Consider the following 25,418-nt stretch of genomic DNA (forward strand, 5'->3'; position numbering starts at 1 on the left):
TCAGCAAGTGAATTTTCGTCTACAGAAATCTGCGTTAGCCCTTCTAACATGCTTTGTTTTACTTTTGCTCGCGGCTTGCTCGTCCGGGAACAAGGCCGAGCCGTCTGCCAGCGGTTCGCAGCCCGCATCCGAAACGCCGTCTGCCAGCAAAGAGACGGCTCCGGAGAAAGTGACGCTTTCGATCATGGTCGGAGGCAACAACAAATTTTACGAAACGATTACGAAGGAATACACGAATCGCAATCCGCACGTAACCTTCGATCTGCAGACCGTGGACGGAAGCCAGTACGACACTTTGCTCAGAACGCGCATCGCAACGAAGAATTTGCCGGATATCGTCGGACATAACGTCTCCGACATGGCGAGAAGATACAACCCGACCGACAATTTTGTCGACCTATCCGGCGAACCATGGGTCGGCCGACTCGTCAATCCGGATATCCTCAAAATCGACGACAAGATTTACAACCTGCCTTTCGCGGCCTCTGGCTCCGCGCTGGGCATCGTCTACAACAAAAAAATATTCGCCGATCTAAACCTGAGCGTACCGAGAACGTTCGAGGAGCTTTTGCAAGTATGCGAGACGCTGAAGACGAATGGCATTACGCCGTTCTATCTGGGGAACAAAGACGGATGGGTCGCGCAAATCTGGGGACTGACCACGTTTTCGGAGGTCGTCAAGAACACCGATATCATGGATAAGATTAACGCCAATCAGCTCAAGCACGTAGACGTCCCGGGCTTCGAGGAAGCTTTGGGGCAGATCATGCAGTTGTTCGAGAAAGGTTATGTGAACGAAGACCATCTTTCCGTAGGTTTCGACGGTCTTGGGGGAGCGATGAATTCGGGGAAAGCGGCTATGACCGTGCTCGGAGATTTTATCGATGCGGGAGAGCAAGTGGGCGACTACGGTATTTTCGCGACGCCGGGCGTGGACAACCCCGATCTGACCGTCGGTACCGTAACGGGCTGGTTCATCTCCAAAAACTCCAAAAACATCGAAGAAGCGAAAAAGTTTCTGGACTTTTGGAGCCAACCGGACATTATCGGCATTCAGTACGCGGAAGATCCGAGATTCTCGGCGTTCAAGGACGTCCAGGTCAGCTTTAACCCGCTGATGCAAGCGGAATACGACGAGTACATCTCCCAAGGTAAGGTCGTGCGTCAATACAACGATCTGATCGCCGTGGATACGTCCGAGCTGTTCCGGCTCTATCAGGACATGTTCGGCAAAGGCAAGACGCCGAAGCAGGTGCTGGAGGCTTGGGACGAGAAAGTCGCCGAGCTGGCCAAAGCCGCCGAGCTGCCGGGATGGTAAGCGAAACGGGTTAGCCGCCGAAGAAGAGGCCGACGACAAGGAAGCCTCTTCTTCCCTAATTACAGACTCGGAGGAAGACGCCATGAATGTTAGACGGCTTTACCCGCATTTTTTTCTGTACCCAGCTCTGCTCATCTACTTGGCTCTGTTCATTGTTCCGACCTTGTTCAGCTTCATTTATTCGTTTACGGATTGGAACGCTTATCGCGATACGATTCGGTTTACCGGGCTCGACAACTTCGTCAAAATTGCGGAAAATGCCGACCTTATGCTGTCTATAGGCAATACGGTGTTGTTCGCGGTCGTGACCAGTATTGGGAAAAACGTGCTCGGCATGCTGCTCGCAGTCGCTTTATGCAGCCGGATCGGATTCAAGAGACTGTTTCGCACCGTCTTTTTTCTGCCGACCGTGCTCAGTTTTATCGTCGTCGGCGTGCTGTTTACAGCGCTGCTGCATCCCGATGGTTTCCTTAACCAGTTTCTCGGTTTTATCGGGCTGGAAGGGCTGCGGCAGGAGTGGCTGGTGGACCGGAGCGTCGTCATGTATACGGTCAGCTTCGTTGACGTGTGGAAGGGCACCGGCTTTCATATGATCATTTTCATGGCCGGGCTGCTCGCGATTCCTCGCGATTACGGAGAAGCGGCGCAGATCGACGGGGCGAATCCGCTTCAGGAGTTTTTCCGCATCAAGCTGCCGCTCATGATGCAGGCGGTCAGCGTCAACGTCGTACTTAGTCTGATCGCCGGCTTCAAAGTATTCGAGCAGGTGTTCGTGCTGACGAACGGCGGACCGGGTTATGCATCCTCGGTGCTTAACTCGATCGCCTTCCAGATGTTCGGCGATGGTCGTTGGGGGCTGGGCACGGCGATGAACCTGATCCTGTTTTTGCTCATTACGGCCTTCTCCATCCTGCTGCTGACCTATTTCAAAAGAAAAGAAGTGGATATCTAGCATGAGAAAGCGGATAGGAAAACCTCTTCTGGAGCTTGTGCTCGCCGTTGCCGCCTTCTTCTACTTTTTTCCCGTTCTGATGATGATTCTCGGCTCTTTCAAGAGCAGCATGGAAGCCTCCGCTTTCGATAGGCTGTGGCCAGAGGTGTGGGAGTTCGGAAACTTCCGTCAAGTGCTGTCCGGAGAGAGGATCCTGCAGTCGCTGCGCAACAGCGTGATCATTTCCTCGTTCTCGATTGTGCTGACGCTTTTGCTGGCGGCGGTCGCATCCTTTGTCACGGCGAGAAGGCAAAGCCGGTTTGTGTCGGGGGTGTATTTTTTGTTCATCGCGGGCCTCGTCGCTCCTCTGATGTACATTCCGACGATCAAAACACTGCAATTTTTGGGCTTGATGAATACGTTCACCGGCTTGATTCTGGTCGTCGTCGCTACGAATCTTCCGTTCGCCGTTTTTCTGTTTACGGGCTTTATCAAAGGCATTCCGCGCGAGCTGGACGAATCGGCCTTCGTCGACGGCTTCGGCACGACGAGAATTTTCTGGTCGATCATCCTGCCATTGCTCGCACCGGTCATCGCGACTCAATCGATCCTGATGCTGGTCGGCGTGTGGAACGATTTGAGCATGCCGCTGTTTTTCCTGAACGACAGCGGCAAATGGACGCTTCCGATGCTCGTTTACAATTTTATCAGCCAATATGTGCGGAACTGGAATCTGGTGTATGCGTTTCTGATTTTGGTTTCGCTGCCCGTGGTCGCCTTGTTTATCGCGGGGCAGAAGCATTTCGTGTCCGGACTGATGTCCGGCGCGGTCAAAGGCTGACGATGCCTGACATTTCAAGATGAGGAGAGGAATGAACATGAACCGTTTTTCCGCGGCACTTCGAATCTGCTTGGCAATCGTATTAGGCTTGACCGGGACGATAACGCTTACGCAGGAGCCGTCTTCCAAAGCGCACGCGTCCGGGAACTGGCCCGTCACCGCCACGATTTCCAACGAGAACGGCGGGCCGGTGTTCAAAATTAACGGGACCCCCGTCGTCCCGCAGTTTAACTACGGCAGTACGATGAAAATCCATCCGAACTACGGCCCTTTTCTGGATACGATTACGATGGCCGAATCGCGCGACGTGCATGTGACGTTCTGGATTAACGTGCTGGACGACATGGCCTGGAACGAACAGGTCAACGAGGACGTGTTCCAGCGTGATCCCAACGCTTACGGCATTATGCGCATCGGCATCGCTGACGGGCAGCTGTTCGATCTGGCGGAGGATCAGTACGCGGTGACGGAGCGGGGACTTCGTTCCGGATGGCCGTCCTTGGCGTCGCAAGATTGGAGGGATCAACTTGACGCCCTGGTTGTCGATTATATCGCCTGGCTGAAGCAGCAGCCTTATGCGGACCGGATACTGGGCTTTCAGATCATGAACATGGATAGCGGAGAATGGTACTTCGACTCCAACAGCGAGGGGAGAATCGGAGCGGGAGAGGACTACTCGCCTCCGATGGTAGCGGCGTTCCGCCAGTGGCTAACCGATAAATACGAGACGGATGCGGCTCTGCAAGCGGGTTGGAATGATCCCGGAGTCACGCTTGCCACGGCGGGCATTCCGACTTTGGAAGAAAGAGATCATTCGGAGGAAAATTTTTTCCGTTCGATAGCCGCCGAAGGCAAGGCAATCGACTATCAAACGTTCTATAGCAAAAAAATAGTCGAGACGATCGATTACGCAGGAGGGCTGTTCAAGCGGGAGACCGGCGGTCAGACGCTGCTCGGGTCGATGTACGGTTACCACTATGTCGCCGCCCACTACGCCCGTCCGTCCAACAACGGCCATTATGCGCTGGGGGACTTGCTCGCCTCCTCTACCGTGGATTTCATCAGCGCTCCCGTCAAGTACGGGGATCGGGCTATGGGCATCAACGCGGGGCCGATGGGATCCTTCGACTCGCTAGCGCTGCACGGTAAAATGTTTATTTTGGAAAACGACACGCGCACCCATCTCGTCGATGGCTTGCCTTATCGAGACGACATTATGTTCACTCCCAGAACGTACTCGCTGGACGAAACGCTTGAAGCGCTGCGGCGGGAGACAGGCAACCAGATCGTCACCGGGGGCGGCCAGTACCTGATGGATATCAACTCCAAGGGCTGGTTCAAGCAAGAGGAGATTTGGGACGAATACCAAAAGCTTCTGGGCGTGCAGGCGAGCCGGTATTTGCAAAGCGCCGACCGGCAGTTCAAGCCGGACGTGGCGGTCATCGTGGACGAGGATTCGGTTCCGTATCACACGTTAAACGTCAACCAGATAACGCCGACCAACAATCCTTACGGCCCGGAATACTATCAGGATTTCGGTTTTTTTCATCTGTTCGAGCAGCAGCAGAGAGAAATGGCCCGGAGCGGCGTGAAGTTCGGCTATTACGTGATGTCCGATTTGCCGAACATCCCCGATTCGGTCAAAACGTTCGTGTTCCTTAATGCTTATCGCGCTACATCGGATCAGCGGGCAGAGATCAATGACTTGAAGCAGGAAGGCAACGTGCTCGTCTTTCTGCGCGCGCCCGGCTATTTCGACGATTCCGGATCCAGCGCCGCGAATATTTCCGACTTGATCGGCATGACCGTCGCCAAGTCCGATTATTCCAGCGCGGCCACGATCATTTCGAACTTCTCCGATCCCGCGACCGAAGGCAGCGGCGCGATGACGATCGGAGGTTGGAGGATCGGAGAGGACAGCGGCGCCGTGGAACCTGAATATGCTTACACTCCGTCCTTCCATGTCACCGATTCTGCCGCCGTTAAGCTCGGTTATTACGATGGGGAAACAGGCAAAACGGCCTTCGCCCGCAAAGACATGGGGTCGTGGACCTCCATTTTCAGTGGTTCCGGAACACTCAAGGCTGGACTGATCCGTTCGATCGCCAGCAATCTGGGCGGAGCCCATGTGTATTCTTATGACGGCAAAGACAATATCCGCACCGACGGCAAGCTGCTGATGATCCATTCGGCTACGGGCAACGCGGGGATAAAGTCGATTGCGCTGCCGAAGCCGTCGAGAGTGGTGGACGTGGTGAATCGGGGGACGGTAGGGGAGAACGTGAGCTCTTTCCGCTTCGATATGGAGGACGAAGCGACTTCCTTGTTCGCCGTCGTTCCCTACGACACTGCGGACGTCGAAGCCGAAAGCGGCTCGGTCGTCAGGACGGGGGCGTGGAATGATGAGGCAAATCCGTCTTACTCCGGGGGCACTGCATTATCGTCGAACGTTCCGGGCTCAAAGCTGACCTTTTCTTTCTCCGGACCGTATCTGTCGCTGATCGCATCCGCCGGGCCGGACGGAGGTCGGATTGACGTCGAGATTGACGGCGTAAAGTATCCCTACGCCGAGCTGTACGCTCCTCGGACCGAGCACGCCAAGGAGTTCGTTCTGGCGCTGGATCTGCCCGCCGGTACGCATAGCGCCACGCTGACCGTATCTGCGGATAAGCATCGCCTATCCACGGGAACGGCTGCTGTAGCCGATGCGTTCGTCACGGCTTCGGCGCCGACGGCGGTTGTGCCGGCAACGGATCCCGAGACGGGCCGCGAGTCGATTCTGGCGGGGGAAACGCCGACAGGGGCGAGCAACGATGCCCGCTACGAGCTTGGAACCCGGTTCAAGACGACCGTGGACGGAACGATTACGCATGTGAAGCTGTACGCGCATGCCAATGAAGGCGGGCAGCATGTCGTCTCCATTTGGCGAGTGGATGACGGGGTGCAGGTAGCCGGTCCCTTCAACTGGACCTTCCCTGCGGGAAACGAGGGCTGGAAGCTGTTTGAGCTGCCTTCGCCTCTGGCCGTTAAGGCCGATACCGACTATATCGTCTCCGTGACGAACAGCGCGGAGGACAAGTTTTACGTGTACACGCCGCAAGGCTTCGCCGAGCCGATCGAGCGAGGACATCTGGTCGCCTACTCCGGCAGCGGCGTAAGCACGGCCTCGATCGGCACGATGCCAACGTATTCGTTTAACGGTACAAATTATTTCCGGGACGTCGTCTTCGAGCCGAACAATGGCACAAGCCTGCAGGCTGGACAAACCCCGGAGCGTTTTGACAGCGATGAGGCGTACGAACTCGGGACCCGGTTCTCTGCCAACACAAACGGTTATGTGACCAAAGCGAGAATCTACGCGCATAAAAACGAGGCGGGCGTCCATCGGGTATCGCTATGGAACGCCGATGACGGAACGCTGCTGGCCGGGCCTTACGATTGGAACGTAAACGCCGGGTCTTCCGGGTGGAAGGAGTTCGCCCTGCCGGCGCCTGTCCGGATCAAAGCCGGCAGCGACTATATCGTATCGGTCACGAACAGCGTGAGCGACAAGCTGTATGCCGTAAGCGGACAAGGGGGTCCTGCGGTTCCGACCGGGAGCGGACGTTTCGTAGCTTATGGGGAGGGAGTCAGCACGACCTCGCTCGGAACGATGCCTACATTTGCGTTTAATGACGCGAACTATTTCCGGGATGTCGTCTTCATGCCGGACCACGAGCAGACCGTTCTGGGCGCAGAGGTTCCGCTCGGCTTCTCCAACGACGCCCGTTACGAGTTAGGGACGAAATTCCAAACGACGGCGGACGGCCGTATCGTCGGCGTTCGCCTGTACGCCCATCCCGACGAAGGAGGAGCCCATCTGGTCTCCCTCTGGCGAGTAAGCGACGGGCAGCGAATCGCCGGTCCATATACGTGGGACGTGTCCACGAGGCATCCCGGATGGCGGGAGTTTCTGCTGCCCGAACCGGTTGCAGTCTCCGCCGGAACGGATTATATCGTCTCGATCACGAACGGGCCTTCGGATTATTATTATGCGGCGACGCCGCAAGGCTTCGCCCAACCGTTCGTCAGCGGGGATCTGGTCACCTACGAGGACAGCGGCGTGAGCACGACCGTGATCGGAACGATGCCGATCCATACGTTTAACAGTACGAACTATTTCCGAGACGTGTTGTTCGTGCCCGAAGTTGGCAACCCTGAGCCGGACAGCTACAGCATCGCGGTTGAAACCGAAGGTCACGGCACGGCGAGCGCCAATGTCGCTTCTGCGGGAGTGAATACCATAGTTGAGCTGAACGCGACACCAGAGGCGGGCTCTATCTTCAAAGAATGGAAGGTTGTCAGTCCGGAAGGGTTAACAATCGATGGAAATACATTCACCATGCCTAATGAGGCGGTAAATGTAAAGGCCGTATTTGAGGAAAAACCTGCAGCGAATTATGCACTTGCAGTAAACGGAAGTTACGCAGCCGAATCGGGGGCGGGCACTTACTCTGAAGGAGCGGTTATTACCATAAATGCCGGCAGCCGCAGCAATTATACGTTCGGGGGTTGGAGTTCTAGCGATGGTGTGACTTTTACCGACTCAGACAACCCTGTCACTACATTTACCATGCCCGCAAAGAATGTGACGGTAACAGCGGAATGGAAAAGCTCCGGAAATAATAACGGTTCAACAGGCAATAACGGAGGCAGCACGCCTTCCACACCAGCTTTTAACGCAGTCATCAAAGTGATAGATGCGTCAGGCAACGGTGTAAAAGATACGACCCTGCCCATTAAGGTTGATGCAAAAACTAGAACTGCAGTTTTAGATACGGCTTCAATAAACAACCTTTTATCAAATGGCGGAACTTCCGTGATTACAGTCCCATCCATCACAGACGTCGATATCTATACCACGGGTATTCCAGTTTCATATCTGTCAACGACTGACAGGCAAGGCGCTCTGAGGGTTAATACCGATAAAGGCAGCATTACTGTTCCATCGAATATGCTGACGGGCGCAAAAGGAGTAGCTGGATCAAAAGCGGAAATCTCAATCGGCGAGGGTAATAAATCCGTTCTGTCCGAGGCTGCAAAAATAGGTGTCGGCGAAAGACCGCTGATCAAGCTTTCCATGTCCATAGACGGGAAGCAATTAGAGTGGAACAACCCGAACGCGCCTGTGACGGTAACGATACCTTATACACCGTCAGCAGCAGAACTTGCCAATCCTGAAAAAATTATAATTTGGTTCATCGATGGAAGCGGTAAGGCTATAGCGGTTCCCAATGGACATTATGACGCGAGCGCTGGCACAGTGACTTTTAGTACCACTCATTTCAGCGACTACGCTGTGGGCTACAATCCGGTTGGCTTTGCAGATGTAGCGGCAAATGCATGGTACAACAAGGCAGTGAGCTTTATTGCGGCAAGAGGTATCACTACAGGTACAGGCAACGGCAATTACAGCCCCAATGCACGGCTGACTCGCGGTGAATTCCTTGTCATGCTGATGAGGACTTATGAGATTGCCCCGGATGAAAATCGGTCAAATAACTTCGCAGATGCAGGGAGCAAATACTATACCGGCTATCTGGCTGCGGCAAAAAGATTGGGAATAGCCGAAGGCATTGGAAACAATAGGTTTGCGCCCAACAGGGAGATCACCCGGCAGGAAATGTTTGCTCTGCTGTACAACGCTTTAAAGGCCTTCGACAAGCTGCCGCAGGGCAATTCCGGCAAAACGCTTTCTAGCTTCAGTGACGCAGGGCAGATTGCTTCATGGGCAAAGGACGCTATGACATTGTTAGTAGAAACCGGAACCATCGGAGGAAGTGTTGGTCAGCTTACGCCGACAAGCACTACCACCAGGGCGGAAATGGCACAGGTGCTTTATAACTTGCTGTCAAGGTGAGTTTTGCCTGTGCCGGAAAAATAGTTGTACGGGAAGGCAAGGTGCCTATGGAGGGCCGTGCCTTCCCTTTATCGCGAATATCAGAGAGGGGGATTGTTGCAGTGGGTAAGGAAGAAAGCTTTCGTCTATCGGATCATCTCGACTCCGGCTTGCGAATATCGGTACCCAAGTCGGCTCATGAAGTGCTGCTTTTCGCGGCGTCCGAGCTGAAAACGCATCTGGCTCTAGCCGGGTATTCTTGTTCGATGGAAGAGGGGGAAGACGGAGTCGGTGCGATCGTGCTGCGCGTGCACGGCACGGCGGACGGTAATCGGGAGGAAGCGGACGGGTTTCGGATTTTCGCCGAGAACGGCGTCGCGGTCATTGTGGGCGGCAGCCCGAGAGCGGTATTGTATGGCGCTTATCGATTTTTGGAAGAGCATGTGGGGATCTCCTGGCCAACTCCTGAGCATCGCTCCGTTCCTGTGGGCGAAACCACACCGGTGGTCGGCAGCCGACGCTTCGAGCCGGCGTTCTCTAGAAGGGGGATCGTGCTGGAAAGCTCGGAAACGTCCGAATACGCCAAGGCTCTAATCGATTGGTCCGCCAAAAACGGCTTGAACGATTTGTTTTTTACGATCGAGCTGTGGGAGCGGTTTGAGGAGCAATTAAGACCCGAGCTTGCCAGACGGCAGTTGAAGCTCACGTTGGGCGGCCATAATCTGGGCAGGTTTTTCCCGGCGGCGGAGCTTTATCCGGACCATCCGGAATGGTTTGCTCTGGCGGGGGAGGATGGCGCGCGAATGATCGATCAGCCGTGTTACTCGTGCGAGGCAGGCGTCAAGGTCATGATCGGAAACGTCGTCTCTTTTGTGGAAAGGGAGCTGGAAAAAGGCGACGCGCTGCGGACGTTATCGCTATGGCCCAACGACAATAAGCATGTATGCGGCTGCTCCGCTTGCCGCGGAGCCGGGTTCATGACCGCCTATATCGGGTTTCTCGATCGGCTCCGTAAAGCGTTCGACGTGAAAGGCATCAAGGTGAATGTAGAGCACATCTCCTATAATGCGCAGTTGGAGTGGAGCATGCTGGAGGACGTTCCGGCATCAAGCGAATTGGATACTTTGATCGCCTGCTGGGGGCGGAACTACCGGGACTCATTCGAGGAGCCTATTCTGCCTCGCGACGTAAGGTTCAAAGCGGCTGTCGACCGATGGGCGGAGGCGTGCGGGACGTTCGGAACCGGACTGACCGCGTTCGAATATTATTCCGATTATTGGATGCTGACCGCCCTGTTCCCGCCGCTGTTCCGGACGATCGGAGAGGACATGGCTTCCTTTCGCCGCATTGGGGCGAGCGGCGTCATGAGCCTGATCGTGCCTTACGGCAAGTCGGTCCGCATCATCCGGGAGGAAATCTCCGGACAGGCGGTGACCGCGGCCGACGCCGGGCGGGAGATGGATTCGGAGCGTGCCGCGATGTGGCCGAATCTCTATGTATTTGCCCGGATGGCCTGGGAGGGAGAAGCGACAAAGACGACGATCGAAAGCCTTTGCCGTCATTTGTATGGTCCATATGCCGAGATTAGCCGGGAGCGTCTGGATCGGCTGTCGGACGCCCTGGCCGGACTCACGGCTTACAATACGGAGTTTTTCAAGCTCAGATTTACCGATACATGGCTGAGGACGGACGGGGAGGAGGTTTTCGGCTGGCAGCCCGCTATGGACGACGGAGCCGTTCCGCGGGCCCGGGTCGCCGAATGCCGGCGTGCGCTGGCCATTCTGGAAGCGCCGCTTGAAGCAGCCGGCCCGTCGTATCATGAGCCTGCCGGCCTGTTGTCCGACGAACTTGGGACAGCCGCCCTGTTCTCCGATGACCCTGCAGCCGTCGCTTCGTCCTCCATCGAGTTTATCGCCGACGCGGCCGAATTGATGCGCTACTACGATTTTGTCTCGACCAAGCTTCGTTCCATCCACTCGCAATCGTCGGGCCAACTTTGCGCCATCGAGCGGCGGTGGGAGGAGGCCGCGTCCCATTGGCGGGAGGCTTTGGAGAAGGAAAAATTAATCGACGGCTGGGATCGGGAAAGCTGCGCGGAATGGCTGGAGGCGGCGATGACTCATGCTCGCTAATAACCGGATTTGGACAAAAGGAAATTTGACGTTCTGGTCGTGGAACGACCGACTGGAGCGGGAGGAGATCGGCCGGCAACTTGGCGAATTCAAGCGAGCGGGCCTTCACGGTGTCTTCCTTCACGCCAGAGGCGGACTGCAAACGCCGTACCTTGGAGACGAATGGATGGAAGCCGTAGGCTGGGCGGTAGAGGAAGCGAAGCTGCTGGACATGGAAATCTGGCTTTACGACGAGGATGCGTGGCCCAGCGGGTTTTGCGGCGGCAAGGTGCCCGGCGAAGGGGAACGATTTCAGCAAAAATGGCTATGCCGCGAAATCGTCGAGCCGGCGAGGCTTCGGCTGACGGACCGTAGTTTAGCCTGCTACATCCGGGACGGGGAGGAGGTGCGGTGGCGGCAGGCTGCGCCGGAGGAGGCTTTGAATGCATCTTCCCAGGTGCTCCATGTCTATTATGACGTTAACCCCTACTATACCGATCTTCTCGACCCCGAGGCCGTCGCCGTCTTTATCCGTCATACGCATGAAAAGTACAAGGAGCGCTTTGGCCAAGAATTCGGGAGGACGATCCGGGGGATCTTTACCGACGAGCCCCAGTACGCGGTTGGCCAATGTCCTTGGTCGCCGTCGCTGACCGCGGCTTTCCAAGCCGGGCGCGGCTACGACCTGCTGTCGGCGCTTCCCGCGCTTTGGTTTGAGCAACCGGATACGGCAAAGATCAGGCATGACTATTGGCAGACGGTTACGAAGCAATTCGTCTCCTCATACACGGCTCAGATCGGCCTATGGTGCGAGAAAAACGGCTTATGCTTCACGGGGCACATGGCTGCCGAGGATACCCTTCTTTTCCAGATGTCGCAGATCGGCGCGGCGATGCCTCATTACGAATGGATGCAGATGCCGGGCATCGACCACCTTGGTCTGCGGCTGACCCGCCCCGTTCTGATCAAGCAGGCGGCGAGCGCGGCGCGCCAGCTCGGTCGGAGGCAGGTGCTGGCGGAGACGTTCGGCTGCAGCGGCTGGGGAGCGCGTTTCGAAGATTTGAAGTGGATCGCCGATTGGCAGCTGGCGCTCGGAATCAACGTGCAGTGCCAGCACCTGGCGTCTTACTCGTTGCGAGGCGCGCGCAAACGGGATTATCCGCCTTCGCTGTCGCCGCATCAGCCCTGGTGGCCGCATTTCGACTTATTTAATCGTTATGTGGAGAACCGCCAGAACAAATTGACCGCTGGAACGTCCGCAGCGGACATTTTGATCATACATCCGATTACCAGCGCGTGGTGTCTCTACGAGCCGGAACGGCCTCATGCCGTGAGAGAGCTTGACCGGAGGTTTGGGGAAATTTCGCAGCTTCTATTGGACATGCAGCGGGAGTTCGACTATGGAGACGAGACGCTGCTGAGCCGATACGGCGAGGTCGAGCAGGGCCGGTTAAAGGTGGGCGGATGCCGGTACAGCCTTGTTTTTCTGCCAGCCCTGTATTCGTTGGAGAAGAGCACGTTTGAACTGCTAAGGCAGTTCGTGGAGCAGGGAGGGACGGTCGTCAGCGCGGGGGAATATCCAGGCCACATCGAAGGGGAGCCCTCGGAGGCGCTGCGGGAATGGTGCGAGGTGCATGTAAAGCGGATCATGCCGACGTATAAGGCGTTTGAGTTCGTGCTGCGGGAAACGCCCTCCCTGTATCGGCTTGCCGATGAAGCGGGGCGACAGGCCAAGGACATCATTGCTCATCACCGCAGAACTGATGACGAGGGAACGCTGTTTCTCTTTCACGCCCGCCGGGATCCCGGCCTTCGGAAGCTGGCGCTTACGTGGGACGGGGCTTATGAGGTGTGGGCGGTCGATGCCCTTTCGGGCAAGAGGAACGTGCAATCCGTCGCGATAGCGGACGGGAAGACGAGGCATACGTTTTCGCTCGGTCCTGGCGAATCCATCCTGTTTGCGGCGAAGAGACTTCCGGAAGCAGCGCCGGTCGCCGAAGAGCGCTTGGAACGCAAAGGGCTCCGAAGCTCGTTCGAGCTCGGGGGAGCCTGGAGCTTAAAGCATGGGGTCCTTAACGCATTGACCTTGGACCGATGCCGCTACCGGCTGGCGGGAGAAGAAGCGTGGAGCAAGCCGCTCGACGTATTGCACGTCCAGCAGCTTCTGGTCTCCCGACGGGAGCGGCTGGACATCGAACTGGCTTTTTCTTTTTGCGTCCATCCTGACTTTGCTTGCCGTCAGGGGTTGATTCTGGCGGGGGAAGACCTGCGTTCCTGCCGTATCTCCTTAAACGACCTCACGCTCCCCTTACAGACAGAGGGGGCATGGTTGGACGCTTCGATCGAGAAAGCGGAGATCGGTCCGTACGTCAGGAGCGGGATGAACACCCTCGTCGTTCATAGAGTGTTCGAAGGACGGATGGAGCATCGCTATTTGGACGATTCCGGCGCGTTCGAGACGGAGCGGAACCGATTCGTGCACAAGACGGAGCTGGAGAGCTTGTACTTGATCGGCGTTTTCGAGACGGCGGTCGAGCCATCCTCGACTTGGAGCTCTTGGAGCCCTCTGCAAAATCTAGTGGAGGCGCAGGTGGAAGCGTACGAGATCCGCCCCCAACGAACTCATTACCAGATCGACGAGCTGACGAGTCAGGGCTTTCACTTTTTTCAAGGAACGCTGTCGTTGGAAAAAGAGATCGAATGGGACGGGCGGGGGCAAAGCGCGTGGCTGCGTCTACAGGAGCCGACCACTTGCGTAATAAGCGTTGACGTTAACGGAACGAGCGCGGGAAGGCTGGCATGGGGACCTTACGAATGGGAGCTTACGGACCTGCTGAATCCCGGAGTCAATACGATTACGATTCATTTGACCGGAACGCTGCGCAATTTGCTGGGGCCTCATCATCATTACTCGGGAGATCCTTATTTCGTCGGGCCCAGCACGTTCCAAGGAAAAAAGGGGTGGGAGGACGGAGTGACCGGATACGTGCATCCGGACATCACATGGGTGGAACGATACGCTTTTGTCCCTTTTGGGACCGGATACAGTCCGGTACTCGAAATCCGGCAAAGCGATGAAGCCCAAGTTAAAAAACGTCATTTGACCATATGAAAAAAATAGGCTTCTCACGAGTTCGGATCGAACTTTGTGAGAGGCCTATTTTACCACGCCAGGATTTATATATTTCCGGGCTTGCTTTGGATGTGAAATTCTTATTGGCGATAAAACCTACATGGCTCCAAAAAGTAGGCGAACGAGCAGCAGTAGACTTTATAAACGCCGATGGACCGTAAAGTAACTCTGATTAACGTCCATAGGCGTTAGAAACGCTTATGGCTCCAAAAAGTAGGCGAAAGAGCAACTGTAGGCGTTAAAAACGCCGATGGACCGAAAAGTAACTCTGATTAACTTCCATAGGCGTTAATAACGCTTATGGCTTCAAAAAGTAGGCGAAAGAGCAGCTGTAGGCGTTAGAAACGCTTATGGCTCCAAAAAGTAGGCGAACGAGCCGCTGTAGGCGTTAAAAACGCCGATGGACCGGAAAGTAACTCTGATTAGCGTCCATAGGCGGTTATAACGCTTATGGCTCCAAAAAGTAGGCGAACGAGCAGCAGTAGGCGTTAAAAACGCCGTTGGACAGTAAAGTAACTCTAATTAGCGTCCATAGGCGTTAGTAACGCTTATGGCTCCAAAAAGTAGGCGAACGAGTCGTTGTAGGCGTTAGAAACGCTTATGGCTCCAAAAAGTAGGCGAACGAGCAGCAGTAGGCGTTAAAAACGCCGATGGACCGTAAAGTAACTCTGATTAACGTCCATAGGCGTTAATAACGCTTATGGCTCCAAAAAGTAGGCTAACGAGCAGCAGTAGGCGTTAAAAACGCCGATGGACCGGAAAGTAACTCTGATTAGCGTCCATAGGCGTTAATAACGCTTATGGCTTCAAAAAGTAGGCGAAAGAGCAGCTGTAGGCGTTAAAAACGCCGATGGACCGTAAAAGGCAAAAATGCCTCAATCCAACTCTTTATCTAAAACATGTTTTACTAAACGACGAACTTCATCTGTTGAATTGGTATCCATTAGTTGGTTTCTTAGTTCGCTTGCGCCTCTAAATCCGCGAACATAGATTTTGAAAAAGCGAAGAAGCGGTTTAAATGGACGTCGTTCGATTTCTTTGGAATATTTATCGTGAAGATCCAGCTGCAAAAGAAGTAAATGGAGAAACTCCTTCGCGCTATGTTCTTTAGGTTCTTTTTCAAATGCAAATGGGTTGGTGAAAATGCCGCGGCCAATCATGACCCCATCAACGCCGTATTGTTCGACTAATTTTAATCCTGTCGCGCGGTCAGGAATATCTCCATTAATGGTCAGCAATGTATTTGGAGCAACCTCATCGCGTAATTTTTTGATTTCAGGGATGAGTTCCCAGTGGGCATCTACTTTACTCATCTCTTTTTTTGTCCGAAGGTGAACGGAAAGGTTCGCAATATCTTGTTTTAATATATGGCTTAACCAATCGCGCCACTCGTCAATTTCATGGTAACCCAATCTTGTTTTAACGCTTACCGGTAATCCGCCTGCTTTTGCCGCCTCGATAATTTCTGCCGCAACTTCGGGATGTTGGATTAATCCGGCGCCTTTTCCATTGGATGCGACGTTTTGTACCGGGCATCCCATATTTAAATCGATGCCACGGAAACCAAGTTTTTTCATATCCATACTCATCTGTCTAAAATACACGGGTTTATTGCCCCAAATATGAGCGACAATCGGTTGCTCATCTTCCGTAAACGTTAACCGGCCACGAGTACTGTCTTTTCCTTCAGGGTGACAATAACTTTCCGTATTTGTAAATTCCGTAAAAAATACATCGGGTTTTGCAGCTTCGCTAATGACGTGACGAAATACTACATCCGTGACATCTTCCATGGGTGCCAGTATAAAAAATGGCTTCGGCAAATCAAGCCAAAAATTTTGTTCGTTACTCACTGTATCTTCTCCTTATGCATCATATATAAAAAATCGACTTTAGCTATAGCAAAGTCGATTATCCATTATATATCGTATCATTTTTTTTCGTTTGATGCACAGGTTGAACAGATTAAACTAATCGAAAGTGTGTAGGTGACTTTAGGATATGATCATTTCTTTTGCAGTTAAATGGGATTCATACACCGCCTCCACTGCGCGCACAACAGAATGAGCATATGCTCCGGAAGAGTAAGGTTGACGATTTTCTTGAATACAGTCTAATAAATCACGCATCTGCAATTCAAAAGGATTTTTAGCTGGCGGATTTGGAACTGCCTCATACTTTCCGCCAATTGAAATATAAACCGCCTGGTGATTAATAATTTTAAGCATGCCATTCGTAAAAGTCATAACGGTCTCTTCTCCGCTAATTCCCTCGTAACCGGACAAATTAACCAGACAAGGAACGCCGGCTGAAGTATGCATTAATATGGCAGCGCTCGCTTCCATTTCAGGGTAATCGGCATGATAGCTAAGTGAAGCTTGTACTCTGGAAATACGTGAATCTGTAAGCCATTGCAGCTTATCGATGCAATGATTGCCCAGATTAAACATAATGCCGCCGCCTGATTTCGATTTATCTAAAAACCAGGCAGGTCGTTGCTTTGTGAAATAAGATGTGTGACGATTTTCTTGAATGGAGATCAGCGTTCCTAATGGAGCGTTTTTAATCAAAGCCTTCGCAGTAAGATTTTGCGAAATATATTGTTGGGTTTGTCCAACCAGCATAATGACCTGATTGCGATTTACAGCTTCGATTATTTCAACACAATGCTGCGACGATATGGCCAGTGGCTTTTCCATAAGCAAATGACAGCCTGAGTCAGCGCAAAAAACAGCTGCTTCTTTGTGCAGGAAATGGGGTAATGTAATAATTGCAATCTCGGGCTGCAATTGTTTCACCATTTCATGATAGCTTTGAAAATACTTTAAATGATATCGTTCTGCAACTTCTTTTGCTCTTTCCAAATTAATATCGGCTATACCAATAACATTAAGAGAATCCATTGTTGTTATTGCTTTCAAATGCTCCTCTGCAATGCCTCCTGCGCCAATGACCACTACCTTCTTCAGTACAATTGCCCCCTATTTTAGTTTTCCATCTTCACTCATCTTTATCCAACTAGCCTTGAGATCCTTATTTTAAGGAAATCACCTTTCCGCTGTCTGCAGATTCCTCTGCAAGAAAGCAAAGCCTCATCGTCTCGTAGGAATCCCGCGGCAAAGTTTTGGGCGGAAGACCTTGAGCAACTCGCCGCACGATATCATGTGTCTGTTCGCATGTATTGTGAAAGTATGAATGATCTTCTTCTGGGGACCAGGTTAACGATTCTACCAAAGTACTGGTAGAGCCTTCAGGCAAATCCTTGAATTCCCAACGTTTAACGGTACGGGCAAATACATCAGTTTCTATCGCGCCCTTGGTACCAACTATTAAGTAGCGTAAAGCGTGACCGTCCCCTAATTGCTGACTCAATACATTCTGCAAAGGATCTCCCTTAAATGTTGCAGCAGGACCTGAAATATAAGTGAGATGACTTACCGCCCCATTGGAAAAACGATAAGTTGTATGATAGTTGTCACGAACCTCGCTGTATGGGGTAATATTAGGCGAACACACTGAGTATACCTCGCTCACCTCGGAACCAATCCACCAACGCGGAAGATCTACATAATGACTAAGTTTTTCTCCGAACATAAACCCGCAGATATCCTTTTTATTTCTCCATGAAGCTTTTTGCAACTCGAACCCGATCTGCAAGAATCCTTTATATCGCTCTGCGGCTTCTACCATCGACCATGCATCTTCCAGGGTCGTTGCCATCGGCTTTTCGCACATGACAGCCTTCCCGGCTGCTAAAGCTTTTAAAGTTAGTGGTTTATGCGCAGCATTGGCTGCCGTGATAAAAACCAATTTAATTGCTGGATCTAATAAGATGTCCTCCAGACAAAGCGTCGTAGAGATGCTCGGTTGCTCCTTTACCTTTCATAAAGTCCTTCTTTCACCATTTGACAGAGCTCATCTTCACTAATCAGGTCTGACCAATATTTCTTTAACAACCTGCCCAACTTTTCAAAGTTTTGGGCGGATAAATTCAATCTGCTGTTTGATTGATAGGTTGTAATAATCTCGCGATAAAGATGGTAACGGAAGGGGCGATTTATGAGGTTTGGCTCCTCGGTATGTGTTTCGCCCAAAAACCGGATTGCAGGAATACTATTGGACCACTTGTGGATGATGTTGTTTGCTCTGGCGGATTTTAAGTAATCCACCAACAAGCGGGCAGCTTTATTGTCATGATCTAATTTTCGCAAAGAAACCCCGATCGTATGCAACATAGTACTAGGCGTATGGATAAATGGCGTAGGTGAAACATCAAAATCAAGATCAGTATCCTTGAGCTCATTTAAAGCCATATAACTCGCCATCATCATCGAAACTTTTCCTTGACGGAATAAATCCATGACATCCATATTATTTTCGACAAGAAAACCTAAATAATTACTTTGCTTTTTTATGATGCGTTTGCAAAGTTTGATACTCTCGAGCAACTGGCTATCGGTAATATCGTATTGACCGTTTTCGTCAAGCTTGAATTCTTCACCGCTTTGAAACAGGAAAACTGGCCAGCGTAAAGAAGATACCATAATAAAGTAGATCCCCAGTCTTCCATTAACACGAGATAAGATTTCAGAGTACTTTAATGTGTCTTCCCATGTCCAACTCCCATCGGGTTCAGGTACATTTTCTTCGGCGAAATGAGCCCGATTATAGACAAGAACGATCGGAGAAAAAACAATAGGGTTGGCATATTGATTTGATTGATGTTGAAACACTTTGTTTAAAAAAGGGTAAGCTTCCTGGTCTGATTCCAGCGGCTCAAGCAAGGAAATGCCTCCATTTTCTTCTAGCTCCTGAAAATGAAGACTGTTTAGCGTAAATATATCGACTAAACCATGTTCCAAATAATTTTTAATCTGGCTTATATAATTTGTGTTTGTAATCGTTAAGGTTTTTACTTGCAGATGAGGGTAAAGAACATTAAAGTCCCCTAATAGCTTGGACAATACAATATCTTGCTCGATAGATGAGCTGATTCCCAATGTAATGACATTGGATTCCTGTCCTTTCTCCGTTACTTTACTTCCCACCCTATTTATTTTGACAATCCAACCGTCGGCAACCAACTCGTCAAGTCCTTTTCGAACAGACTTATTGCTTAGTCCATATCGCTGGACAAGATCGGACTCCGAAGGTAAAAAATCATTGGGTTTGTAAGTGCCGTTTAGAATATCATTTTTTAAGTCTTCAATCATATATCGCAGGCGTGAACGGAATTGATCTCGCCCCGATTTTACATTAGCCCCCAAAGGATCACTTCCCCACAAAATGTTCTTTTATAACAATATTGTTAAGAATCAATTCAAATGTAAACGAAAATGGACCTGATGTAAAGTGTTTTGCTGTACAACTGGCTCATTTTGTTCGTTTTAAGATCGTTAATCCGACAATCATTATCGAATACTTTCCAGTATTATGGTGACAATAAATAAAGAAAATGCAAAAGGTAAATTAGAAGTACACTAAAGAAAGGGTATTCGATAAAGGATCAATATTTTTTTTCGAATCCGCAGATACAGTCTAGAAATAAAGAGATTTTCTCATGGTATGAATTTTCTGATGTACGATTTTTGTGCATATTAATGGGATTTATTCGTTTCTGCTGTACATATTATAAAGAGTATTGACTTATTTATGAGTCGAAAGTAAAATGTAAACGTAAATGTGAGTTAGATATACATTAACAAAAATTTTGAACAAAGCAAACATAAAGGAGGAGAGTTGCTTTACACAGGGGAATTGTCTGGTTTAAGTAATTGAGGGAATTTTTTTATAAAATTAAGGAGGGTTTATATGAAATCATTATTGAAAGCGGTTCTAACAGTTTCGTTGTCAGCCATTCTTGCTACTTCCCTTGCCGCTTGTGGAAGCGGTAACACATCAAATAATGCCGGAGGAAATAATACTCAGGAAGGTGTAAATAATTCGACGGACAAAGTAGAAGTTTATGCGGAAAACAACTTGCCGAAGAATGAAAAAGTGACTCTTAAAGTAGGCTTCTTTGAAGGCGGAATGGGACGGGAATGGTTTGACTATGCAATGGGTACATTCAAAGAAAAGTTTCCTAACGTATCTTTTGATGTGACTTACTCACCTTCCATTCAAAAAATAACGACAACTAAAATAGCTGCAAATGACGACAAAGATATGTTTGATTTATTTTCCGGAAGTATAGCAGGCGGAATTACAAGCTATGTGGCGGCTGGAAAGCTTGAATCACAGGAGGATTTGTGGGATCGAGCAGCCTACGACGGGAATGGTAAGACTTTAAAAGAACTATCTTTTGAAGGCAGCTTTGAGTCGATGAAACGGACATTAGGTGAAACATATGATTTCCCTATTTCGGCAAGCGGCTCTGGCCTTATGTTTAATAAGACGTTATTTGAGGAGAATGGTTGGAATCAAAGTCCTAAAACCTGGAGTGAATTTTTAGAGCTTGGCGATGCTATTAAAGCAGCTGGCATTACTCCAATAACGTTTCCGGGTTTATACCCCAATTACATTGAAAATGCTTTAGGCAACCAAAAGGTATACGAATTAGCCGAGATAAACGGGAATCTGGATCAGGTTCTGGATAACTATCGCAACTTTAAACTTCCTTATTACCTCGCAGACGAAAATGTGGAGCTTTGGAATCGTATATTTGAGTTGGGTGAAAAAGGTTACTTTCCAAACGGTCTCGCCGCACTAAATCATACACAGTCTCAAATGCAAGTGATTCAAGGGAAAGCTGCAATGGTTTCGACAGGGACATGGGTAGAAAACGAGATGAAAGAATCGACTCCGGATGGTTTCAAATGGGGATATATGACTGTACCATTTGGCGATGATCCCGAAAGTACAAAATGGACAAGATTTTCGCCAGGTTCAGGCTTTTTAATGTGGACCGGCAAGCCGGATTTAAATAAGCAATGGTCCAAAGAGTTTATTGTATGGTTGTGGAACCTGGATAACCAGGCGGTAATTGCCGAAAAGGGCGGAATGATTCCTTTAAGAGCGGATTTTGCTGACGATGCAGAACGAATGGGAAAACTTCAAAGTCTATCGAGCGCGTTTTTGGATTATGTAAATAATAATAACATCAAGATGGATTCCGGGAATTCGAATGTAGTATTGACGGATGCGGCATTTGAACAAGCGAAAAAGGTTATTGTTGAAGCCACCACTGAAATTGCTTCGGGTAAGCTGGCGCCTTTGCCAACATTGGAAAAAGCGGAAGCGTTGCTTGAGCAAGCGATAAAAGCGCAAAAATAGTGGATTTGTAAGCTAAGGGAGGGATATCCCCCCCTTAGCTTATATTTTCCAAAGGAAGGAGCGGCGATTATTAATTATGCATCATACAGATACTAATTCTAAACAACCAATAAAAAGTAAATGGTATCAAACAACAAGCTTTCAAAAGAGATTATTTTTATTTTTTGCTATCGTTCCGACATTTGGAGGTTATCTGTTATTTGATTTGTACCCAAATTTGATGTCAGTATATTATTCGTTGCTTGATTGGGATGGCATTACCACGCCAACATTTGTAGGTATAGAAAACTATATTCGAATGTTTCAGGATGAATATGTTTGGAGGGCCCTCCTCCACAATTTATTTTATATGGTTACGGCACCGGTCTTAGTTATTCTTATTTCGCTAATTCTCGCTTATTTGCTTACAAATAAAGGATTTAAAGGGACGCAGACGTTTAAGGTGTTATTTTTCTTCCCTAATGTGTTATCTACTGTTGTGGTCGCCTTGTTATGGGCATTTATTTACGATGGCAGCTTTGGTTTATTAAATGCCTTTATTGAATTGTTTGGCATTGACATGAATGACTTCTATTGGCTTGGTGATACTCGGACAGCACTTTCGGCGATTGTGCCTCCAACGGTATGGGCGGGTGTTGGACTTTATATCATTATTTTTATGAATGCGATGCTCACCATACCTAAATCCTTATACGAGTCCGCGATTCTGGAAGGAGCAAGCCATAAGGACAGGCTCACTCTGATTACGATGCCTCTTATTAAGCCGCTTATTCGTGTGAGCGCCATTTTTCTAGTGCTAGGCACGTTGAAAACTGTCGATATGGTACTCATTTTAACACGCGGGGGGCCGGCTGGTTCGACCGATATTATCGGATTGTACATGTTTAATCTGGCTTTTGGCGAACAAGTGCATAATTACGGCTATGCGTCTGCTATCGGCATGTTTCTATTTGTGATTCTTGTCGGAGTAAAGCTGCTTGTGGACAAACTATTACCCGATCGCAGTTATGAATACTAATGAAAATGTGGTGACGGAATATGAAGGAAAAACGTACTTTTTTTGATTTTCTCTGGTGGTTAGCGCTTGTTGGCTGGGCATTGACGATCCTCTTTCCGATTGGCTGGGTTGTATACGAATCTTTGAAGACGAACCAAGAATTTTTTATGGATGTATGGGCGTTGCCGGAAACTCTCAATTGGGGCAATTACAAAAAAGCCTGGCTGGACTATAACCTCCAAGGGGCGCTGCTAAATACTTTATATTTCGTAGGCGCCAGTCTTGTCATCGGATTGTTTTTGACAGCGTTGAATGCTTACGCACTCACCCGTATAGAATTTAAGGGGCGTAAATTGATATGGGCGGTTATCATGCTGTCGTTATTTTTACCAGGCATCAACGCCCTTGTCCCACAGTACGTGCTTATGCGTGATCTGCATTTAACGAATAGTTTAACTGGACTAATTGTGTTGAATACGCTCGGAGAAAGTATCTTTTTTCTAATGCTTTTGGGCGGATTCATGAAATCTTTGCCTCGAGAGTTGGAGGAAAGCGGAACGATTGACGGTGCTACGATTTTTACAATATTTATGCGCATCATACTGCCGCTATCAATGCCGGGTATTGTTACGGTCGCCATATTTAAGTTTTTAGGACTGTATAATGCCTTTTTACAGCCGTTCATCTATTTAAGCGATTCCAGTAAATATACGATCGGTGTAAATATTTACGAAGCGAATATGCTTATGCAATATACAAACGATTGGGTGACGATGTTCGCCGGCGTCATCATTATGATGATCCCCTCCGTGTTAATATTTATGTTTTTTCAAAGATGGATTATGGAAGGTGCGACATTAGGTTCTGTTAAAGGTTAGTACGAGGAGGTATGGATATGTCACACCAGAGCAAACAACCGAATAGTGAAGTCGGGGGGGATTTTAAGGAAAGATCCTTTCTATTTATGAAAAAGGCCGGTCAAGCTTCCCGGAGTTGGTATGATTCCGATGGAGAATGGGTTGCGGACAATGTGCCTGCTGCAACACGGGAAAGGTTTTGGCTTGCGGGGGCGCTCTATACGATAGGAGATACCGCTCGGGCAGATGCCATAGTCCAAAAAGGCGAGACGGAGGATCTTAACGGGATCAAGTTTAATATTTTCGATACGAATATTGCAACGAGCCTATTAGTTTCCCATCGTGACAAGATGTCATCGGCTGTGCGTGCAAAGTTCGAAGAATTGGCTTTAAACGGGTTTTCTTTTAAGCCGGGTAATCGGCAGCCGGACTATCAGTTTCATGGGTACAATGATAATATGCCTGCCAAAGCGACTGCTGGTCTGATCCTGGGAGGGGAAATGCTCGGCAACCGCGAAGCGGTGGAATATGGGCTTTGGAACCTTAGACAGTTAAAAGCGATGTTAAGTAGAAATGGCATAAACAGCGAGTATAATTCGCCTACTTATTCGGGCTTGACCATTCGTTCGATTAGTGAAATAGCCGAGCATTCTCAAAATGAGGAGGCGCGTTCCTTGGCGCTTGGGATCGAAGAGCGGCTTTGGATTGATTTGGCAGCCCGTTTTCACCCGGATATGGGCGTCATTTCTGGTCCCCATTCTCGTGCGTATACCGTTGACAATGTCGCACACGCTAGTGCCATTTCGAGTTTGTTATGGTTTTGTTTGGGTGATCAAATAAATCCCTCGCCTATGGAATTGTTCCATCTGCCGCAGGATTTGGTTATTCATCACACGGGAGATGTTCCATTTAATATCGCCCAGTTTTGCTGGTTCGCTGGCGGATTGTATCATATTCCGGACGTTGCTTATGAGATGTTTGCTGAAAAATCATACCCTCATAGGGCTGTGGCTACATGCGAATTCGGCGCGAGTGAAAATACAATCTTTACCGGAAGATCAAGTAAAATCGAAACGGTGATGTTCCCCGATTACACCGTGGGGACCTCTAGTGCAACTTATGGAAGTGTCGAGCAGAATAACAATTATTTTGTCACTTTTAAAAGACAAGAAAATGTTCATTCTTATCGTGATATAGGAACAATATTTACAAAATTGACGACAAATGGCGACGCTCCTGGAAGAATCGCAAATTCCACGGAAAATGGGCGTGCTTATCCTAATAAAGGCGAAGTCGATATTTTGCCATCCTGTGCCAATACGTTTACCATGCAATCTGCTTCAACGGCGTTGGTCCTGACACATCCCGAGCTTGGGGATGCTTTTAAAGGGGTGATAGACAACCCTGTCACGGATTTGGACGAGTTTATCATTCTTTCGACACATGGAGGAGATGTTGAGGAGCTGATTGTTGGAGGAAAACATAGAAATAAATGGTCCGGTCAAGTGGAGAAAGGGCAATGGATCGTTTGTCGCATAGGAAGACTGTTTGTTGGTTTTCGTCCTATGGCATACACATGTGCAGATGAACCGGTTTCGATAACGTTGGAATCGAATGAAAACTACAAGTATATCCGCATTGGATTATATAAAGGCGAGCCTAAGCTGTTTACTTCCAAGGAGCTCCGACTTATTTTTGGCGGGTTTGTAGCTGAACATGCCAGCGTTTCGGAATATCCGTCACTGGATGCATTTTCCCAGGAGTTGGAATCATCCCGTTTTACAGACTATTACTGGACCACGAGGCGAGTACGGTACAGACGTCCAGATGGAAGGGCAAGACAAGCGCTTGAGTTTGAAGCGTCCTGGAGTCCTGGAGCTATGGTGCCTCGGTATGCAACGGTCAACGGGCTGCGGGTGGAACATCCGCTAGTAGAAATCGATGGTTTAAATACCGAACAATTGCCTTTTTTGAACGAGCCGTTTCAATCTATACCTCCATTTTTCCCATGGAAGGATTTATCGGTTGCTTGGGGAGATATGCCAAGCGCGATTGGAGATCGGGAAGAGTAAATAATAAA

General features: G+C 49.8%; 14 protein-coding genes. 10 read left to right on the top strand and 4 right to left on the bottom strand.

Annotated features, from left to right (window positions below):
* Positions 1-7: 7 nt before the first annotated feature.
* The 6 genes from KJW29_RS34480 to KJW29_RS34505 all read left to right on the top strand — a co-directional run bounded on the left by KJW29_RS34480 (position 8) and on the right by KJW29_RS34505 (position 14,191).
* On the top strand, positions 8-1,318 hold the full coding sequence (locus KJW29_RS34480; RefSeq protein ID WP_214628025.1) for an ABC transporter substrate-binding protein: 1,311 nt from the start codon (positions 8-10) through the stop codon (positions 1,316-1,318).
* 82 nt (positions 1,319-1,400) lie between these two features.
* Positions 1,401-2,270: a carbohydrate ABC transporter permease gene (locus KJW29_RS34485; RefSeq protein WP_214628026.1), complete on the top strand. Its 870-nt coding sequence runs from the start codon at positions 1,401-1,403 to the stop codon at positions 2,268-2,270.
* 1 nt (position 2,271) lies between these two features.
* Positions 2,272-3,090: a carbohydrate ABC transporter permease gene (locus KJW29_RS34490; protein ID WP_214628027.1), complete on the top strand. Its 819-nt coding sequence runs from the start codon at positions 2,272-2,274 to the stop codon at positions 3,088-3,090.
* Between the two features lie 37 nt (positions 3,091-3,127).
* On the top strand, positions 3,128-8,989 hold the full coding sequence (locus KJW29_RS34495) for a DUF4082 domain-containing protein (protein ID WP_214628028.1): 5,862 nt from the start codon (positions 3,128-3,130) through the stop codon (positions 8,987-8,989).
* A 101-nt stretch (positions 8,990-9,090) separates the two neighbouring features.
* Positions 9,091-11,100 (top strand): DUF4838 domain-containing protein, encoded by a 2,010-nt coding sequence (locus KJW29_RS34500; protein ID WP_214628029.1) that lies wholly within the window; start codon positions 9,091-9,093, stop codon positions 11,098-11,100.
* Complete coding sequence (locus tag KJW29_RS34505; protein WP_214628030.1) at positions 11,090-14,191, top strand: glycosyl hydrolase; 3,102 nt, start codon at positions 11,090-11,092, stop codon at positions 14,189-14,191. The genes KJW29_RS34500 and KJW29_RS34505 overlap by 11 nt, the downstream gene beginning before the upstream one ends.
* A gap of 896 nt (positions 14,192-15,087) precedes the next feature.
* Here KJW29_RS34505 and KJW29_RS34510 read toward each other — a convergent pair.
* The 4 genes from KJW29_RS34510 to KJW29_RS34525 form a co-directional block, all read right to left on the bottom strand.
* Positions 15,088-16,005, bottom strand: coding sequence for a tRNA dihydrouridine synthase (locus KJW29_RS34510; RefSeq protein ID WP_214631441.1), 918 nt, complete (start codon positions 16,003-16,005; stop codon positions 15,088-15,090).
* A gap of 201 nt (positions 16,006-16,206) precedes the next feature.
* The gene (locus KJW29_RS34515; protein ID WP_214628031.1) at positions 16,207-17,169 is read right to left on the bottom strand and encodes a Gfo/Idh/MocA family protein; all 963 of its coding nucleotides are present in this window, start codon (positions 17,167-17,169) and stop codon (positions 16,207-16,209) included.
* A gap of 76 nt (positions 17,170-17,245) precedes the next feature.
* Positions 17,246-18,073 (bottom strand): Gfo/Idh/MocA family protein, encoded by an 828-nt coding sequence (locus KJW29_RS34520; RefSeq protein ID WP_343222842.1) that lies wholly within the window; start codon positions 18,071-18,073, stop codon positions 17,246-17,248.
* Between the two features lie 14 nt (positions 18,074-18,087).
* Positions 18,088-19,479 (bottom strand): extracellular solute-binding protein, encoded by a 1,392-nt coding sequence (locus tag KJW29_RS34525; protein ID WP_214628033.1) that lies wholly within the window; start codon positions 19,477-19,479, stop codon positions 18,088-18,090.
* Between the two features lie 544 nt (positions 19,480-20,023).
* On the opposite strand from KJW29_RS34525, the gene KJW29_RS34530 reads away from it, so the two are divergent.
* The 4 genes from KJW29_RS34530 to KJW29_RS34545 all read left to right on the top strand — a co-directional run bounded on the left by KJW29_RS34530 (position 20,024) and on the right by KJW29_RS34545 (position 25,410).
* Positions 20,024-21,484 (top strand): extracellular solute-binding protein, encoded by a 1,461-nt coding sequence (locus tag KJW29_RS34530; RefSeq protein WP_246608500.1) that lies wholly within the window; start codon positions 20,024-20,026, stop codon positions 21,482-21,484.
* Between the two features lie 76 nt (positions 21,485-21,560).
* A complete protein-coding gene (locus tag KJW29_RS34535; protein WP_214628034.1) occupies positions 21,561-22,502 on the top strand; it encodes a carbohydrate ABC transporter permease in 942 nt (313 codons plus the stop codon).
* Between the two features lie 20 nt (positions 22,503-22,522).
* Positions 22,523-23,359 (top strand): carbohydrate ABC transporter permease, encoded by an 837-nt coding sequence (locus KJW29_RS34540; RefSeq protein ID WP_214628035.1) that lies wholly within the window; start codon positions 22,523-22,525, stop codon positions 23,357-23,359.
* A 17-nt stretch (positions 23,360-23,376) separates the two neighbouring features.
* Positions 23,377-25,410: a DUF8769 domain-containing protein gene (locus tag KJW29_RS34545; protein WP_214628036.1), complete on the top strand. Its 2,034-nt coding sequence runs from the start codon at positions 23,377-23,379 to the stop codon at positions 25,408-25,410.
* Positions 25,411-25,418: the final 8 nt, after the last annotated feature.

It is taken from the genome of Paenibacillus agaridevorans, from assembly GCF_018604145.1.
In the GTDB taxonomy this organism is placed as follows: Bacteria; Bacillota; Bacilli; order Paenibacillales; family Paenibacillaceae; genus Pristimantibacillus; species Pristimantibacillus agaridevorans.

Excerpts from the sequence above, each read along its gene's own strand:
- KJW29_RS34485 (WP_214628026.1), top strand. The coding sequence starts at position 1,401 with ATGAATGTTAGACGGCTTTACCCGCATTTTTTTCTGTACCCAGCTCTG.
- KJW29_RS34490 (WP_214628027.1), top strand. The coding sequence starts at position 2,272 with ATGAGAAAGCGGATAGGAAAACCTCTTCTGGAGCTTGTGCTCGCCGTT.
- KJW29_RS34495 (WP_214628028.1), top strand. The coding sequence starts at position 3,128 with ATGAACCGTTTTTCCGCGGCACTTCGAATCTGCTTGGCAATCGTATTA.
- KJW29_RS34505 (WP_214628030.1), top strand. The coding sequence starts at position 11,090 with ATGCTCGCTAATAACCGGATTTGGACAAAAGGAAATTTGACGTTCTGG.
- KJW29_RS34510 (WP_214631441.1), bottom strand. The coding sequence starts at position 16,005 with ATGGAAGATGTCACGGATGTAGTATTTCGTCACGTCATTAGCGAAGCT.
- KJW29_RS34530 (WP_246608500.1), top strand. The coding sequence starts at position 20,024 with ATGAAATCATTATTGAAAGCGGTTCTAACAGTTTCGTTGTCAGCCATT.
- KJW29_RS34535 (WP_214628034.1), top strand. The coding sequence starts at position 21,561 with ATGCATCATACAGATACTAATTCTAAACAACCAATAAAAAGTAAATGG.
- KJW29_RS34540 (WP_214628035.1), top strand. The coding sequence starts at position 22,523 with ATGAAGGAAAAACGTACTTTTTTTGATTTTCTCTGGTGGTTAGCGCTT.
- KJW29_RS34545 (WP_214628036.1), top strand. The coding sequence starts at position 23,377 with ATGTCACACCAGAGCAAACAACCGAATAGTGAAGTCGGGGGGGATTTT.